This is a genomic window from Plectonema cf. radiosum LEGE 06105 (genome assembly GCF_015207665.1).
GTDB lineage: Bacteria > Cyanobacteriota > Cyanobacteriia > Cyanobacteriales > Nostocaceae > Rivularia > Rivularia radiosa_A.
In genome coordinates, this window is sequence record NZ_JADEWL010000133.1 from 1 (window position 1) to 17398 (window position 17398).

The 17398-nt window shown below is 36.3% G+C and carries 17 protein-coding genes and 1 rRNA gene; 5 read left to right on the top strand and 13 right to left on the bottom strand.

The genetic code is table 11. The features are described 5' to 3' along the window. Nucleotides 1-114, top strand: a 5S ribosomal RNA gene (gene rrf, locus IQ247_RS25855); the annotation flags it as partial. A gap of 182 nt (nucleotides 115-296) precedes the next feature. Then, nucleotides 297-470 carry an element excision factor XisH family protein gene (locus tag IQ247_RS25860; protein ID WP_193924354.1) on the top strand — a complete coding sequence of 58 codons (174 nt, stop codon included), beginning with the start codon at nucleotides 297-299 and terminating at the stop codon, nucleotides 468-470. A 51-nt stretch (nucleotides 471-521) separates the two neighbouring features. Here the strand turns inward: IQ247_RS25860 and IQ247_RS25865 are convergent, their stop codons facing one another. Continuing rightward, nucleotides 522-1790, bottom strand: a complete 1269-nt coding sequence (locus tag IQ247_RS25865; protein ID WP_193924355.1) for an RNA-guided endonuclease InsQ/TnpB family protein — start codon at nucleotides 1788-1790, stop codon at nucleotides 522-524. A gap of 122 nt (nucleotides 1791-1912) precedes the next feature. Here IQ247_RS25865 and IQ247_RS25870 point away from each other — a divergent pair, with 122 nt between their 5' ends. Next, nucleotides 1913-2164, top strand: coding sequence for an element excision factor XisH family protein (locus IQ247_RS25870; protein ID WP_322745574.1), 252 nt, complete (start codon nucleotides 1913-1915; stop codon nucleotides 2162-2164). Continuing rightward, nucleotides 2152-2469 carry a XisI protein gene (locus tag IQ247_RS25875; RefSeq protein ID WP_193924356.1) on the top strand — a complete coding sequence of 106 codons (318 nt, stop codon included), beginning with the start codon at nucleotides 2152-2154 and terminating at the stop codon, nucleotides 2467-2469. The genes IQ247_RS25870 and IQ247_RS25875 overlap by 13 nt, the downstream gene beginning before the upstream one ends. Nucleotides 2470-2613: 144 nt before the next feature. Here IQ247_RS25875 and IQ247_RS25880 read toward each other — a convergent pair whose 3' ends face one another. From IQ247_RS25880 to IQ247_RS25920, 9 genes are all read right to left on the bottom strand, one after another. Further along, complete coding sequence (locus tag IQ247_RS25880; protein ID WP_193924358.1) at nucleotides 2614-3543, bottom strand: GGDEF domain-containing response regulator; 930 nt, start codon at nucleotides 3541-3543, stop codon at nucleotides 2614-2616. Next, the gene (locus IQ247_RS25885) at nucleotides 3536-7324 is read right to left on the bottom strand and encodes a GAF domain-containing hybrid sensor histidine kinase/response regulator (protein ID WP_228060042.1); all 3789 of its coding nucleotides are present in this window, start codon (nucleotides 7322-7324) and stop codon (nucleotides 3536-3538) included. The genes IQ247_RS25880 and IQ247_RS25885 overlap by 8 nt, the downstream gene beginning before the upstream one ends. Before the next feature lie 498 nt (nucleotides 7325-7822). Then, entirely contained in the window at nucleotides 7823-8053 is a 231-nt protein-coding gene (locus IQ247_RS25890) for a DNA methyltransferase (protein ID WP_193924359.1), read from the bottom strand. Continuing rightward, nucleotides 8037-8177, bottom strand: a complete 141-nt coding sequence (locus tag IQ247_RS25895) for a site-specific DNA-methyltransferase (RefSeq protein ID WP_193924361.1) — start codon at nucleotides 8175-8177, stop codon at nucleotides 8037-8039. Before IQ247_RS25895 ends, IQ247_RS25890 begins: the two co-directional genes overlap by 17 nt. Before the next feature lie 149 nt (nucleotides 8178-8326). Beyond that, complete coding sequence (locus tag IQ247_RS25900) at nucleotides 8327-9670, bottom strand: TMEM143 family protein (protein WP_193924362.1); 1344 nt, start codon at nucleotides 9668-9670, stop codon at nucleotides 8327-8329. Nucleotides 9671-9987: 317 nt separating this feature from the next. Beyond that, nucleotides 9988-11133: a WD40 repeat domain-containing protein gene (locus IQ247_RS25905; protein ID WP_193924363.1), complete on the bottom strand. Its 1146-nt coding sequence runs from the start codon at nucleotides 11131-11133 to the stop codon at nucleotides 9988-9990. Between the two features lie 173 nt (nucleotides 11134-11306). Then, nucleotides 11307-11609 (bottom strand): hypothetical protein, encoded by a 303-nt coding sequence (locus IQ247_RS25910; RefSeq protein WP_193924365.1) that lies wholly within the window; start codon nucleotides 11607-11609, stop codon nucleotides 11307-11309. 302 nt (nucleotides 11610-11911) lie between these two features. Next, nucleotides 11912-12100, bottom strand: a complete 189-nt coding sequence (locus IQ247_RS25915) for a hypothetical protein (protein ID WP_193924366.1) — start codon at nucleotides 12098-12100, stop codon at nucleotides 11912-11914. 36 nt (nucleotides 12101-12136) lie between these two features. Next, on the bottom strand, nucleotides 12137-12313 hold the full coding sequence (locus tag IQ247_RS25920) for a CAB/ELIP/HLIP family chlorophyll-binding protein (protein ID WP_193924367.1): 177 nt from the start codon (nucleotides 12311-12313) through the stop codon (nucleotides 12137-12139). A gap of 266 nt (nucleotides 12314-12579) precedes the next feature. Between IQ247_RS25920 and ald the strand changes: the two genes are divergently transcribed. Next, on the top strand, nucleotides 12580-13668 hold the full coding sequence (ald, locus tag IQ247_RS25925) for an alanine dehydrogenase (protein WP_193924368.1): 1089 nt from the start codon (nucleotides 12580-12582) through the stop codon (nucleotides 13666-13668). Between the two features lie 113 nt (nucleotides 13669-13781). Here ald and IQ247_RS25930 read toward each other — a convergent pair whose 3' ends face one another. The 3 genes from IQ247_RS25930 to IQ247_RS25940 form a co-directional block, all read right to left on the bottom strand. Continuing rightward, the gene (locus tag IQ247_RS25930; protein WP_193924369.1) at nucleotides 13782-14831 is read right to left on the bottom strand and encodes a DUF389 domain-containing protein; all 1050 of its coding nucleotides are present in this window, start codon (nucleotides 14829-14831) and stop codon (nucleotides 13782-13784) included. A gap of 242 nt (nucleotides 14832-15073) precedes the next feature. Beyond that, nucleotides 15074-15463 (bottom strand): hypothetical protein, encoded by a 390-nt coding sequence (locus IQ247_RS25935; RefSeq protein ID WP_193924371.1) that lies wholly within the window; start codon nucleotides 15461-15463, stop codon nucleotides 15074-15076. A gap of 199 nt (nucleotides 15464-15662) precedes the next feature. Further along, a complete protein-coding gene (locus IQ247_RS25940) occupies nucleotides 15663-17171 on the bottom strand; it encodes a UbiD family decarboxylase (RefSeq protein ID WP_193924372.1) in 1509 nt (502 codons plus the stop codon). Between the last annotated feature and the right edge of the window lie 227 nt (nucleotides 17172-17398).

The following is a 17398-nucleotide window of genomic DNA, read 5'->3' on the forward strand; positions in this document are numbered from 1 at the left end:
GTGCCTATGGCACGGTGGAACCACACTGATCCCATCCCGAACTCAGAGGTGAAACGCTGTTGCGGCGACGATAGTTGGAGGGTTGCCTCCTGTGAAAATAGCTCGGTGCCAGGTTTTTAATTTAAAAAACCCTTCTGTGATATTCAGAGGGGTTTTTTAATTTTTATTATAGTTTCCCATCATAGTGGGGATTTGAACTTGGGATTGGGTGAGTGCGTTGCTAGGATGGTGTCACCAGTCGCAAAAAAGTTAAATAACGCATTAAAATAAGATACATCTCAATAGTTCTGCTCCGTATGGCAAAAGATATTTTTCACAACACCGTTAAAACTGCTCTCCAAAAAGACAGTTGGATAATCACCCATGACCCTTACCAATTGCGCTATGGTGTTGTTGATGTCTATATCGATCTCGCCGCAGAACCTGCGATCGCAGCCGAGAAAGAAGGACTTGACTTCTCTCCTGACTAAAGTCGAGGAGATTCTAATAAGGATGCTCAATGAAGGGATAAATCCTCTTCACTACACTTTTTTATCTTTATTAGCTGTCACCCAAAGATTTATTCGGGTGGGACTAGTCAAAACGCCCCTACACAGTTGGTCAAGGTTTAACTTTAACGTCCTGCTTACTTTGCGGATGATATTGGCAGAAGCATTCGCATCCGCATTGATATAAAAATTATTTGATGTTCTATACAAACCACGCTTTGTTCTTTTTCCTGACGGCTTCCAATCACTGGGTTTCTCACCATATTTAGGCAGATAGTCGCCATCTAAAAACGATGAAAGGCTTGTATAAGATTCTTCAGTTTCTATAAATCGTATTCCATATTGTTCGCACAGTTGATATATTGTGTCTTTGAGTCTAGCTGTAGGAATTGGAACAAATTCGGAATTATTCTTTTTACCTAACTCTATTTCATTCTTATTGCCTTTATTCCACCCAAAAATAACAGTACCAATATTCTTTTCTAAACAATGATTGATTACAATTAAAGCTGCTTTATTAATCCCGTCTCTCATTTGACGGTTGCGTTTTTCAGTTACAGCAGCTAGTTTTTTGTTCCAAAAGGCTTGTGGTTTATTTTCTTTTATAGTTGATACTTTTTTATTGTACCAACGATTCATCGATTTGACTTGTTTCCCATCAATAATAAAGCTGGTACCAACGTTCGTTACACAAGTCAACCAATTGGTTAATCCTGGGTCTATTCCCAGTACATTATCTTGATTTAACTTCGGCTTGTCTATAACTTTATTGTATACAAACTCGAAATAAAAACATTTATTTCTAGGCAGTATTCTTAACTCTTTAATGTCCGCAAAGTTGATATTAGTTGGCATTGGTATATGGAAACTATCTAAACCAAACCAACGTTTACAAGTATTGCCTAGAGGTACTCTTATTTGACCGTCTTTTAATTTCAGTGCCTGCTGAGGATAACTAACTGTAGTCATACCTCCCTTTTTTCTATAGTTAGGTATTTGTGGTCTATTAGTTATTTTACCTTCTTGATGAGCTTTAATTAAGCCATAATAAGATTTAAATGATTCTGCCACTGTTCTTAATATTTGTTGTGCAGCCTGCGAGTGCAAGACTTTATAATGATTGTTATCTTTGTATATCTTTTCTAAATCATACTTACCAATTCCTTTTTTAGTTTTAAAATATAACTGTCTTGCATAGTATATTCCCATGTTTGTGAGTTTATGAGACTCGGAACATAGAAATTCTAATATTGCAACCAAGTCTTTATTTTGTTTTACTAAAACTTGCTGACATCCATACATTTGTCTTGTTATAAAACTAGATATATTGTAACATGTCATGGGATAGTTAAAACTATCATTTCTCGTTTTCATCCCTTGTTTAAAAACAAAGGGCTTTCAACTCGTTTTTCTGTAAAATAGCAGTGGAAGTCAAAAGCTTTGCTGGTGGCTCGACTATTTCTGAGTTTCACACAGCCTTGGGTCAGTTCCTCAACTACCAAGCTGCATTAGAAGTCTCCGATGAGCCAGAACGGATGTTATATTTGGCCGTACCCACAGATACTTACCAAGTCTTTCTACGCTTTGAACCAGCTAAAACAGTTATTAAAAAATATAAAGTTCGATTAATTACTTATAGTCCCGCCCGGGAGGTTATAGAACAATGGCTCGAATAGAGGAATACCGCCGCATTGTATGCGATTTTTTACAAGAATTTGCCACCAACGATGAGCAAGCACAATTAATTTTCGATCCCGTGCGCGATCGCTATTTAGTTATGCATAACGAATGGCGAAATGAATACCGCATTTATGGATGTGCAATGCAACTGGATATTATCGATGGTCAAATCTGGATTCAGCACAACAGTACTGAAATTTTTATTGATCGAGAATTAATTAAACGTGGAATTGACAAAAAAGATATTATTCTCGGTTTTCGTTCTCCTAGTGTCCGCAAACTTCTTGCCCAGATGAATTGAAGAATCAACTTAAAAGTTAAAATGTTTGGTTCTGATGTCGCAGAATCATTTTCTGAGTTATTAAGCTCACGGGTTGACAAGATAAACTAAAGATAGTCTCCCGTGAGTCTTAAAAATTAGTTCAAAAGTTTCTTTTAAAGCGTCTCATAGTAAGTGATAGTTGTTAATTGCTAATTGTTCTTCTGTATTTTTAACTAGTTTATATGCAGATGATTCTGAATTGGGAATTATACTGGCAACTCCAAAACTAATATTTACAAATTCCCGTTCTATATTTAAAGATTTGATAGACTTTTTAATTGTTTGGACTACTTCTATTGCTTCTTCAGTTTGAGTATTAGCTAAAAGCATGGCAAATTCTTCGTCACCGTAGCGAGCAATAAAATCGGTGGAGTGCTTTTTACATTTGTGCATAGTGTCAGCAATTTGACGTAAATATTCATTTTTAGCAGAATCAGGTAGTGAAAAATCAATTTTACACAGAATTAAAGAAAGAGATAATTGATACTTTTGTAATCTTTTCCATTCACGCTGTAAATACTCGTTAAAATAGGAACGACTGGCAACTTTAGTTACAAAATCGGTAGAAGCAAGGCTTTGTAATTCTCGATTTGCTGTTTCTAAACTTACTGTTAACCGACATTCTCGTTCAATTTGACGACGAGTTTCTAATATTGCCCATTGAGAAGTTAATAAGCGATGAACTCTTCGTGCAAGTACATCCCAATCGATGGGTTTGGTGATGTAATCGCTTGCTCCTACTTTCCAAGCTCGTTCGATAGATTCTTGGTCATCGAGAACTGTTATCATTAGAATTGGCGGACAATTGTCGCCCATAAGTGCTTGCAATTTGGTAGAACATTCAAAGCCATCCATGCCAGGCATCATGGCATCGAGTAAAATCATGTCCGGCGTAACTTTATCACAAATATCTAAACAATGTTGCCCGTTGCAGGCTTCAATTATCCGATATCCCTGTTTCTCCATTGCTTTATGCAGCACTAGTCGTAAAGTTTTTTGGTCATCCACTACGAGAATTTGGGGTAGATGATTTTGCAATTTAGGGTTATTCATGATGCCTCCTGGCAGGATAGTATTGTTGCAAAGCTGCTTGTACTCGTTGGTACTCTGTATCGAGTTTTTGGACTAGATTAGAAGCAAAAGATATAGTTCCAGAACGACCTATTGCTTCTAATTCAGTGCATATCTGGGCTAAAGATACAGCACCAACGGTGACGCTCAAAGACCTTAAAGCATGAGCATAATTACGTAGACTTTCAGCATCATTTTTGTTAATGGCTCTGGAAATTTCTTGTAGTTTTGGCGGTGCATCTTCAAGGTAACTATCAATTAACTCCGCGAGCATTTCTGAAGCATCATCACCTGCCATATCTTTCAAGTCTTGTAATATTTCAGTATCAAGAACTGGTTCTGTCTCGCTCAATTTTGATTTTTCTCGCTTAAAAACAGCAGTAGAATCTGAGTCTTGATTTAATGATTGTTGTAAATTTCTATAGTTATTAAAAACTTGAATCAAAGCATCAGCGCGAATAGGTTTACTAATATAATCATTCATTCCCGCATTCAGACATTCTTCTCTGTCTCCCTGCATCGCATTAGCGGTAATGGCAACAATCCAAGGACGATTGGGCGGAACCCATTCTTTGCAGATATGGCGAGTTGCTTGTAGTCCGTCCAGGGAGGGCATTTGCACATCCATGAAAACGATATCGTAATCTCGACGGCGCAAACTCGCAAGAGCTTCTAACCCATTACTAGCAACATCAGCACTATAACCTAATCGCTGTAACATATGTAAAGCGACCTTTTGATTTAAAGGCATATCTTCTACCAAAAGAATGTTTAAGGGTAATTTTTCGCTTAGTTGTAAATCAAATTTAGATGGTGAGGATGTGGAAGATAAAATAGAAATTTGTTTCCCAGATAAGATACGAACACAAGTATCGTAAAGTTGGGATTGTTTAATTGGTTTGCTAAGTAAAGTGACAAATTCCGATTTGGCTGCGATTTGTTGTTGAGTTAATTGCTCGACGGAAATTAAAATTACTATGGGTAATTGTTCGTAACCTAATATAGAATGAATTTCGGAAGCCAAGTTTAAACCATTCATTTCTGCCATTTGTATATCTATAATAGCCATATCAAATGTTTCCTCGGATTCAATCAATTCTAAAGCTTGCAAGCTGTCTGCTGCGGTGAAAACAATTATTCCCCATTTCTGCATTTGTATAGTGAGAATTTTGCGGTTGGTAGGATTGTCATCTACTACTAACAACCTTTTTGCGGCTATGTGTGGTTGAATATTCTCAAGATTGCTGACTCCGCAACTTGGTGCTGACTGGGCTGTAATTGTGAAATAAAATGTAGAACCGACTCCTACTCTACTTTCCACCCACATCGTACCATCCATAATTTCGCTTAAACGTTTGCTGATTGCTAAACCCAACCCTGTTCCCCCATATTGACGAGTCATTGAAGCATCAACTTGCGTAAATGGTTTAAATAATCGGTTTATCCTATCTTCAGGAATCCCAATTCCCGTATCCTTGACAGCAAATTCTATTTGATAATTATCTATTGATAAATTACTCGCTAATTGTTTCGCTGTTACAGAAACAACTACTTCACCAATTTGGGTAAACTTTACCGCATTACTCAGTAAATTTACTAATATTTGCCGGACTCGTGTCGCATCTCCAATAATTGAAATTGGAATTTGAGAATCAATTGTATATGCTAAATTTAAGTTTTTTGCAGCAGCTTGAGAAGTTAATAAATCTAAAGATTCTTCGACACAATCACGCAAATTAAACGGAATTTTCTCTAAATCTAATTTGTCCGATTCAATTTTAGAAAAATCTAAAATATCATTAATAATTGCTAGCAATGTATCGCTACTACTGCGGATAGTTTCTACAAAATCTAACTGCCTGGGAGTCAAATCCATATCCAACAACAGCCCGCTCAAACCAATCACCGCATTCATTGGTGTGCGGATTTCGTGACTCATCATCGCTAAAAACTCACTTTTCGCACGGTTAGCAGCTTCAGCCTCAAGTTTTGCTTGCTCCAATTGACTATTCTTAATAGTAAGTTCTTGTTTCTGTTGAGTTTCTTGTTCCAAAAGATGAGCTTGAGCAAGAGCAATTCCTACCTGTGCAGCCACAGATTCTAATAACTCGATTTCATCCCTAGTCCACTGACGATAACAATTACATTGATGCAATCCGATACTACCATTTGACTCACCTTGATATGAAGTGCGAATCACCAACATAGACTTAATTTGCATTTGATGGCAAATATCTAATTCAGATTCTAACAATGCTTCTGCAAATACATTCGGTGTTGCGATCGCGCTATCTTGAGATAACATTTTCTCAATGTAGGGATTACCAAGAATTGGTATTTGATAGTGTCGCATGGATGGTATCCCTGGTTCTAAATATTCCACGACGGTAGGAATCTTCTGAATCGAACCAGCTATATACTTATGAATTAAACAACGATTAACTTTAAAAGTATTAGCAATTTGAATAGCGGTAGTTTCAAAAATTTGCTTTGCATCTAAACTTCGACGAACTTCATGGGTAATTTGTTTGAGCAACAAAGCACGATTAAATTGCTGTTTAAGAGCATTTTCAGCAAGTTCACGTTCAATTTGACTACCAACCCATTGTGCCATTAACTTAAGTAATTCCCGATATGCATTTTGAAACTTTTTTTGTCGCGGTTTGAAGCTAGAAAACGAAAGAGTACTATGAACTTTCCCTGCGACTAATACTCTTGCTCCGATGTAAGATTCCATACCAAATCTTAGATAGCCGGGATGATTACACCAAGAAGAGTTTTTACTATGTGCAATTATCAAAGGTTCATCATTTTCTAGCACTTCGCAAGACAAAGTTTGCTCTAATTCAACACTATATCCCGGATAAAGAAAATCATCAGGAGCCTTTGCCACAGTTACGTTATAGCGGTTATCTTCAATTTTTGCCAAAATGCCAAACTCCAAACCAAATGTCTGACATCCCATTGCTAATAAATATTGAATGCGTTGTTCAAAATCAAAATTACGAGCTACTGCTACTTCATAAAGCGTCTTTAAAAATGCTTCACTTTCTCTAAGTTCTATTTCTATCCGTTTATTTTCTTCTTGAGTTTGAATATCCTGAATTGCTACCATCAAATAATTAGCAACTTCGGTAATTGTATTAATTTCATACTCGCTCCACTTCCGGGGTTGCGAGCAATAAAAACCGAGTATACCAATTAAACCACTTGAATCTCGTAACGGTATTTCTAAAATAGCTTGATTATCAATTTTTAAAATATCAGATGCTAAAGATACTAAACGTTTATCTCGAACAACATCCTCAACAATGAATCTTTGACCGTTTATTAAACTAAAAAAATAATCAGGAACGGTAGTAGAATCAGTAGTGAATCCTTTTAGTTTTGACGAATCTGTTGTTTCTACAGCATGAGTAATAGTTAAAATACCATTATTATCAATATTGGAAAAACCAATTTTTAAATAAGGAAAATATCTCTTCAGTTGTTTGATAGTATCTTGAATTATCTCATCAACTGACATTCCCAAAGGAGCGCCGTTCAGAATTGTATTAAGTAATTTTAAACGATTTTGACTTAAAAGCAGTACTTCTTCTGTTTTTTTGCGCTGATTAACCTCTTGCTTTAATTCCTGTTTTAATTCTATTATTTTCTTTCCTAAAAATAAAATTGCGATAATTGCTAGTAGCACAACAATAATCAATTCGGAGTCAAAATATCGCTCGAAACCCAAAAAAATTAAAAAATATTGTGGTTTCAAACAGTAATTTTCAATCAAAGAAAAGTCAAGATTATAGAAGAATAAGTACACCGTTACATAGTAGATGCGATATAACTTACAACATATAACCTATACGGTGACTTGATGAGTTCAGAAGATATACTGACAAGCGTTATCGGTTCATATTTACGATTTATTGTTTAAGTATAGATACTTAATTTTATTAATTTTTGATATGAGGGTTATGACTTTAAATATATGCCGTAGTTAATCAAATATTTAATCGTGTTGCAATCGGTGAATATTTTAAATTATTAGAATCAGTCTGACTGTCATCAAAAAACGGATTTAAAAACCGCAGAGACGCAGAGTACGCAGAGGAAAGAGGTAAAAAGAGATGAACCGCACCCTACGGGTGAAAGGTAATCTTAAAGCGGTTCGGGGAGTAATTAACGCTCGATCACAACGTGACATCACGCAAAGTTGATAGTTGATGCTTTCTTTATACGTTCGATTCAAAATCCTTTCCACCTCCTACTATAGATCGAAACATAATTGGTAAGTGAATTCTTTTATTCTTGTTTGAGATTTCATACAGTTTTTCTTATTCAATTCAAACCCGATGTAATCAAACCCTTTAATAATCGCAGCTATTGCGGTTGTACCACTTCCCATAAATGGATCTAATACTATTCCTTTCTCAACATTGCTAAATTCAATACAAGTAAGAGGTAAACTTAAAGGAAAAGTGCTAGTATGTTCCTTCATCACCTCTTTGTCCCCAATAAGGAGGACTAGTAATCGCAATATCAATACAATTGTTCGGTATCTGCTTTAGCCCATCTAAGCAGTCCATATGATATATCTGATTCCGTTCAAATTCTCCAATCATATTTCTTTTGTTAAGTCGCTTGTTATAAATACAGACTATAAATTACAGCTTTCATAACATACCGTATTTATTGTATATCTCACAGAAAAATAGTATAACAAAGGTTTTTTAGGAATTATTGATTGCTTTGAAGTATTTTTATAATATATCTACAAAGTTATCCCATTATAATTAAACGCATTATCCCAAACATAATCGATAACTTTCTTCGCATCATCAAGAGGAAGAACGTTACAAAATCCTTCCTTGTCGTAATTTAATAATGATAATAATGGCGTATCGTCCTCAACTACACCATTTTTAATCACCTTACCGCGAATATTTACTAAATTATCCAAAGGACCATGAATATCAAAGTTGATTGTAGTCCCTAGTTTTTCTTTCATCCAAGTTTCGATACGAGTATCTAATTCTTCAGGTTTTAGTGAATTATTGCTAATCATCAAATGGTAATATACAAGAATGATTTCTTTACACTCCTCTTCCTCTGCCAGGTCGATAAAAGTTTGAAAAACGCTGTCGTTATTGCCTAAATTTTTAAAGAAAAGTGTTTCTGTAACATCTTTCTGAAACTTAATTCTCTTACTTTTATAATTACTATATTGTTTAAAAGCAAATCCGCCCAAAGCCATTCCTAACGATAAAGTCGCTACTAAAACCGGCATGACATCTCTAACTTGATACTGTTCAACTTTCAATTGTTTCACCAAAGGTTCTGCATTTAATACTAGTAAAATTGCCGCAATTAGTAACAATATATTTGGTAATGCTCTTAAAATCAAAGGAATTGCAGCACCAATAGCGGGAATACCAAATAATAATCTATCTTTCCAAGTCATACTGGTAGTAACATTGGGGAAAAGTAAATCAATATCTAATTTAGGAATATTTTTATAAAAATAAACATACATTTTACCAGGAGTAAATTTAAGTTCTTGTCTCTTATCCTTCTTAGCCCGAAAATAAGCCGCTTCTTTGAACTTAATCAACAAAACAATTCTTTCAAAAATATCAATTTTCTTTTCTTGCTTCCAGAAAAATAACTTTTTCAAAGAAATTATTTTATAAGAATCACCCCGGTAATAACAGATAACTCTGTCAAAATCATCAAAATCAACTTCGGTTCTTAAATCAATTAGAGATTTTTTTCCTAATGCTTGTTTAACAACATCTTCAGATAATCTAATGTAATTTGCTCTTTCTAAAATATGCTCGAATGCATTAATTACGCTCTTCTCCATCCGATCATATTGCTCAAAACTTGGTGGAACTAAAGCTTCAACATCTGCATTTGGATTAAAAGGTACATAATTATCTTTAATAACTTCTAGCGTCTTATGAAAGCGAAAGTGGTAATATGAAGATAGAATTTCGCAAAAATCTTTAAACTTTTGAGCCTCAGCAGCATTGAACTGATTATCATCCAAGCAAAGTTTGATAATATCGCTGCGACGGTAAGGAATAAATGCTTCTCGATTTTGATTAACTGTCATAAATTGAAGTGAATTTGAATCTAATCTAAATGGATTTACTTGATTAAAAATAATATTTAAACAGCATCCTCTAATTTTGATACAAATTACTAGTACCTAAAGTCGGAACTTATTTATTTTTCACAGTATAATTTTCCAAAAAAAGATTTATTCTTTTCGTAGTCAAGGCTGAAGCACTTTGAAAAAAGCGCTTTAGTGCAACTACGAACATTATTTACCTTGTCGCTAAGGACATTTTACGACTTGGTGGTGGAAAGGCTTTATCCAATTGATTGTGAGTTAAGCAATCAGTAGGTGATAATTTTAATCTTTAATTTTTAATCTTTAATTTTTAATTCTGCATTAACTGTTGGTGGTTGACTTTCCCAAAGTCGCACTGTTTTATCAAAACCACCACTAGCGAGAGTTTTCCCGTCAGGGCTAAAAGCAAGGGAACTTACCCAGTCAGAATGTCCGTAAAGTGAATTCAATAAATTACCTGTTGTTAAATCCCACAGTTTAATACCATCTTTTCCAGCACTAGCAAGAGTTTTTCCCGAAGGATTAATTGCGATCGCAATCACTGAATTATTGTGTGCAGTGAAAGTTTGCAATACTTCTCCGGAATTGAAGTTCCACATTTTTACAGTGCGATCGCTACTTGCGGTAATAATATTATTTCCATTGGGAGTAAAAATAACAGCGTTGATTTCCCGTGAATGAACTTTGAATCCGCGAATTAATCTTCCGGTTTGCAAATCCCAGAGTTTGACAACGCCTTTATTATCCCCACTTACCAATGTTTTACCGTCAGGGCTAATAGCTACGGCGTGAATTAGATTATCAAAACGTGCTAATGTCGCTAAAGGACGTTGTTGTAATAAATCCCATATCCGGATTCCATCTAATGCACCACTGACGAGAACTTTACTGTCTGGAGTTACTGCTATAGATAGTACATTACTGCTATGTGCTTTAAAAGAACGAATAAATTTATAGTTTTGCAAGCTCCAAATATTAACACTATTATCAGTGCTACAGCTAACTAAATATTTACCATCTGGTGAAATTAACAAAGATTGTATCGATTGTTGATGAGCTTTGCGAATCTCACCCAGACGTTTCTTCTTTTGCATATTCCATAAACGAATAATACCATCGCTATCGGAACCACCACTGACAAGCATTCTCCCGTCAGGGCTAAAAGTTAAAGATTTAACGGCTCCCATATGTCCTTTAAAAGTATGCTTTAATTGAGGATTAGCAAAATTATTCGCGGCAATAGAATCTAGAGAATTTATTGTAACTTGTGCGGTAGCTAGATTCGCTGATGGTAACTGAGCAATACCAAAAATACCGATTGCGCCGAGCAAAATTGTACTCAGCTTTTTGGCTACGAATACTTGAGATTTAGAAGTCAAAATTTCAGATAAACCAACAACAATAAATTTCAACTTGATAAAATTATTACCAAAACTTTTCATAAATAACATATATATTGAATAAATACCCTTAAAAAGCACAAAAAAGGGAAACCCTCCTTCCAATCTATTTTGCCTTTTGCCTCCAAGGATTGACAATAGAGTATCCAAGGTTAATTTTTACCTTTATAAATTAAAAGTAAAGCCAAAAGTAAAGCCCTTTAAGCGTCTAATTGTTACTGCGGTGGTTTTTTCTTAGATATACTCAGCATTGGTAAAGCCGATTTTGAAGAACGCTCTGGTAAATATAATTGTTTTACGGGTTCTTCATTATTCTCTTGTAAAGCAACACGTTGCTCCATTTTCCACCATCTGATTACCAAAGCTATTCCGGCAGTTCCTAAGCCAAAAACAAACAATGCCCAACTGTCATCGAGTCCACCAATTAGCGCATCCACTATTCCCATAGTAATTAATATAGTGATTAGCGGTTCTTTACGGTAGGCTGATTTGATCATCCGAGGAAATACAGCATTCATCACAGCGTGTTTTCAGTTCCCTGTTAGTATAAGTTTACTAATATAGCTTCTGCGTAATAAACGCTTTATATCAAAGCATTAATACTATTATAGATTTATTCAATAGGCAAGAACCCAATTCCGTTGATAGCCCTTAGTTTACCAAAAATTTAGGTTTGCTAAGTCTAATTATTATGGAGTTTATTTAGATTCAATTGCAAGTTTAGAACAATACCCATTTTAAAAAAACACTTGTCTATTGATAAAAATTATTCAAAAATAAATGTTGTCTGTAAAAATAATTGTTGAAACAAAAATGAAAATTAGCTCAAAAATAGCTTGTGAAAAGTGTCTAAGGTCGGGAAACTAAAAGTTATTTCATCTTGGTTTCCCATGAAACACTGTTTAGCCCCGACTTTCGGTAAACCTTTAATATCGAGTCCGGCTAATAACTTACTATTAAAAGATAAAACTTTAATCGAGAAGTTTCCACCAATAACGACCAGATTCATTCGACAATTGTTAATTGACAATTATCAATTATTTTACTATCTGAGTCCCAACCACGATAATACCCCTTGATCGGTTAGATATTCAATAGCCATCATAATTACAAAACCAATCATTGCAGCTCTACCATTTAAGCGTTCCGCATATTCGTTAAATCCTAACTTGGGTTCTTCGAGCTTTGGTGTAACGGTTGGTTGCGGCTGTTGTACTGTCATGTAAAATACCTCCTTGAAAGAAATTGAATTTGCTCACCTAGATTTTAATCTTAGGCAATTTAAATACTTTTCACAAAATTTTACTATTTTTTATATAACGTAACAAGGTAGTAACGATGGCTAAAAAAGCTGATGTAATCGGGATTTGCATAACAAGAGGGTATTTAACATGAAAATTGTAATATTTAATTCAGCATGGCTGCTATTTAATTGACAGACTACAGTTAAAGCAATATTAAAGCAGTAAATTAATTTAGGGGCAGTACATGGAAATCGGTGTTCCGAAAGAAACAAAAGATAGAGAGTTTCGAGTTGGGTTGAGTCCTTCGAGCGTTAGAGTTTTAAAGGAAGCGGGTCATAATATATTTGTCGAGACTCAAGCCGGTGCTGGTGCTGGATTTACAGATGATGACTACATAAGTGTAGGGGCAGAAATTGTTACCACACCCGAAGCTGCTTGGAATCGCGAATTAATCGTTAAAGTCAAAGAACCTCTCAAGTCTGAATATAAATTTTTGCAAAAAGGACAGATCATATTTACTTATTTACATTTAGCCGCAGATAGAAAATTAACCGAACATTTAATCGATTGTGGTGTAACAGCGATCGCCTACGAGACTGTAGAACTTCCAGGTGCAAATAAATTACCTTTACTTACTCCTATGAGTATCATAGCTGGTCGTCTAGCGGTGCAGTTTGGTGCTAGATACCTTGAAAGTCAACAAGGTGGTAGAGGGGTACTGTTAGGGGGAGTTCCGGGGGTTAAGCCGGGGAAAGTAGTAATTTTAGGTGGTGGTGTTGTCGGTACAGAAGCCGCTAAAATTGCCGTCGGTATGGGTGCTACAGTGCAAATTTTAGATGTTAATGTCGATCGCTTATCTTATTTAGAAACTTTATTTGGTTCTAGAGTTGAACTACTTTATAGTAATTCAGCCCATATTGAACAAGCAGTTCCTCAAGCGGACTTACTTATTGGTGCAGTTTTAGTTTTAGGAAGACGAGCGCCCATTTTAGTATCTCGCGAATTGGTCAAAAAAATGCATCCTGGTACGGTAATTGTAGACGTTGCAGTTGACCAAGGTGGCTGTATTGAAACTTTACATCCCACATCTCATACAAATCCAGTATATGAAGAAGAAGGAGTATTACATTATGGTGTACCTAATATGCCGGGTGCTGTACCTTGGACAGCAACTCAAGCATTAAATAATAGTACTTTACCTTATGTGCGGCAGTTAGCAAATGAAGGAGTCAAAGCCCTAGTTAATAATCCAGCATTAGCTAAAGGATTGAACGTAGACCATCACAAAATCGTACATCCTGCTGTACAATCAGTATTTCCGGATTTAGTTTAGCTCAAGCAGTAAGAAGCCTCTCGCCTACCTGTAAGGGAGGCTTCCGGCGAGGTTCCAAACCCCGATGTTTACATCGCCACCCGCTCCGAGGAATGGGAAATTACGCGATTAGGTTAAAATTTACTAGCTGGAAGTTCATATTGTTGAGTTGGAATTATTTCAACTTTAAAATTTAAAGGTTTATCTAATTCTGCTTGTAAAAATTGATGAACTTCCTTTACCTGTTCATCTGTAATCAAATTAAAAGGTGCAGCAACTTCCATTTCAACAAAAAGTTGTTTTCCTTGTCGTCTGACTTTAATACTTCTTATATTTGTATCAGCAAAAGTCTGAGTTTTATTATAAAGTAAATAGGAAATTTGACGGCGAGTTTGTTCTTGAATCAACAATGTTTGTAACGAAAAACTCAAGGGTAAACCAAGCAAAAGTATTCCTGTAATTGATACTATCAAACCTTGACGAGCTTTTGCTAAAGAACCGTAACCTTGGGAAAGAAAGACGATTGCACCACTAAAGATAATTCCGGTTAAATTAGCTAAAAACAGTAGACTAGAACCGATAGCAACCGATTGTGAATTCATTGCCAATCCAATACCAACCACACTCAAAGGTGGAACTAATGCAACTGCGATCGCAACTCCAGGTAATGCATCAGCAATACTGCGTCGGGATTTAGCATAAGCACCAGCAGCACCAGCAGCTAAGGCTACTCCCATATCGAGTAGAGTGGGACTAATTCTTCCGGCAATTTCCGAACCTAAAGTTTTAATTCCGACTAATTTAGTGATTAGAAGGGAAATTACAACGGTTAATAAAACACCTTTAACTAAGGTAAAACTAGAACGCTTTAAAAGACGTTGGTTCGCAGCTACCATACTATAAGCGATGGCAATTATCGGTCCCATCAAAGGTGCAACTATCATCGCACCAATAATTGTTGCTGCACTATTTGCTAAAAGTCCCAGAGTTGCAATTATCCCAGATAGTGAAAGTAAAACATAAAAGCTAATTGAAGGAACTGCACCCCTCCACAAACTGCGATTAAGTCCCGCAATTTGCATCGGTTTCTCAGCCAACCAAGGCCAATCTCCGCTATTGCTTTCCCATAACCATGAAAATTGTTGCTTGCTCCAACCACCAAATTTTTTAATTAGCAGAAGCATTGAGAATTACCTTTATTTGATTAAATATGGGGATGAAAAAGTGAACTATATTACAAATGCAGTTCGTATAAATTTAATCAGATTTTATTCACAAGTGCTATCTCACCGAAGATGGAGTTAAAGATTAATCTCAAGTAGTTGTTATCAGTCGCAAGATAGGCTTTTCAAAAAAATCGACATTGGTAACTCAAAAGTCAACAATGCCGAAATTAAATATATCTTAAATATGTATGGGAAGAAAATTAGAATTTGATTCCCAATTGTCCATTAATACCGCGACGTGTATTATAACCAGCACCAAGAAAGAAATTATTGCTAGGGCTAACTTGTACACCACCGGAAACCGCTACTCCTTTACCTTCGGTGTAGTATCCTAACCCAACATAAGGAGAAATCTTTGGTAACGGAAGAAATTGCAAGATGTCTACACCGACAGCACCATCTTCTCCTACTCCCAATTCCGCACCGTAATTTAAAGCCTTGGCACCTACAGCATAAGTGACATCACCATCTTTAGCACCGACAGATACCCAAGGTTGGGGTATTATCTGAGCATCAGCACGCTGGGGTGCAAATAAAGCGAGTATACCCACAGATGCAATTAATGTTTTACCGATAAATGCTATTTTCACTTACAACTCCTACAATACCTATAAAATAATGGTTTGTTAGTAATTAAGTAACAGTGACGGATTTTACCTTGTTTGGGTGCCAGATGATGTTAAATATTTGAAAGTTTTTGGAGAAAATTACTCTTTTCCTGGTAAATTAACGATTTTAAAAAACCGCTGAGACGCTCTTCGCGCTGAGAAAAGAGGTAATTGTAAAAAGCTACTTCATATCGTAACCAAATAAATTAACGTCAACTTCTCCTAATTCCAATTTATCCAAACCATATTCAGCCCATCTTCTCTCAACCATTGCGGCTACTTCTGCATCCGATTCCAAGGCATCCCCCCATTCGTGTTCGGTTTCTGGAGGAATTTTGGTTGTTGCGTCAATTCCCATTCTTCCCCCTAAACCCAACTTTTCGCTGGCAAAATCTAAGGTATCAAAGGGTGTATTCGGTAAAATAAACACATCTCGCGTCGGATCTACTTTGGAGCTTATTGCCCATACTACTTGACGCGGGTCGCGAATGTTTATATCTTTATCTACAACGATGACAAATTTGGTGTAGGTAAACTGTGGTAAGGCACTCCAAAACGCTAAAGCTGCCCTTCGCGCTTGTCCTGGATATGCTTTATCTATAGATATTATCGCCGCTTTGTAACTCAAGGCTTCCATTGGCAGGAAAAAATCGACAATTTCCGAAACCTGCTGTCGTAAAATTGGTGTGTAAATCCGGTTGAGTGCGATCGCCATCATGGCTTCTTCTTTGGGTGGACGACCGCTAAATGTCGTCAAATACACCGGGTCTTTACGGTGGGTCATGCATTGAAAGCGCACTAAGGGTGAATCTTCCACACCACCATAATATCCCATATGGTCGCCAAAAGGTCCATCTGGCAGCACTTCTCCTGGAGTTATTGTTCCTTCTAAAACAAACTCGGAATCTGCGGGAACTTCTAAATCAACTGTTTTACATTTTGCTAGACTTACTCCAGAACCTCCGTATAAACCCGCAAATAGCCACTCGGATAAATCTACAGGAATCGGTGTTGCTGCCGCCATGATAATTAAGGGGTCTACACCTAAAGCAATTGCTACTTCTAACTTTTTGCCGTTCTCGGCAGCTTTACGTAAATGTCTTGCTCCACCACGCACAGAAAGCCAATGTACGGTCATGGTATTTTTCGATTGTAGTTGTAAACGATACACACCTACATTTGGTGTTCCCGTTTCGCAATCTTTAGTAATTACCAATCCCAAAGTAATAATCTTACCTGCATCACCGGGATAGGGACGTATCAAGGGTAATTTATTTAAATCTAAATTATCACCTTGCAGCACAACTTGTTGACAAGCAGGGAAAAAATCTCTTCCGGGTTTAGCTTTAAGAACATCAAATAGCACCTTGCCAAAATCAATTGCTTGAGAAATCTTTTTCGGTGGTTTTGGTTGTTGTAACAGCGCTAATTTTTTCCCCAATTCTTCTAATTCTTGGGGATGTGACATATTCATTGCCCAGCATATCCTTTCGACGGTTCCCATCAAGTTCACCGCTACGGGAAAATCAGCACCTTTAACATTCTCAAAAATCAAACCGGGGCCACCTTTTTGTAGCATCCGGTTAGAAATTTCCGCAATTTCCAAATCCGAGTCAACCAAAGCAGAAATTCGCTGTAATTGTCCCTTTTCTTCCAGAATTTTGATAAATCCCCGTAAATCTCTCGCCATTGTATATATAAATCGTAAAGATATTTGAAGCGTTATTTATATTATCAGCTAAGAATTGGTAATGGGTAATGGGTAATTGGTAATGGGGAATTGGTAATGGGGGATTGGTAATTGGGGATTGGTAATTGGGGATTGGTAATGGGTAATTGGTAATTGGGGATTGGTAATGGGGGATTGGTAATGGGGAATTGGTAATGGGGGATTGGTAATGGGGGATTGGTAATGGG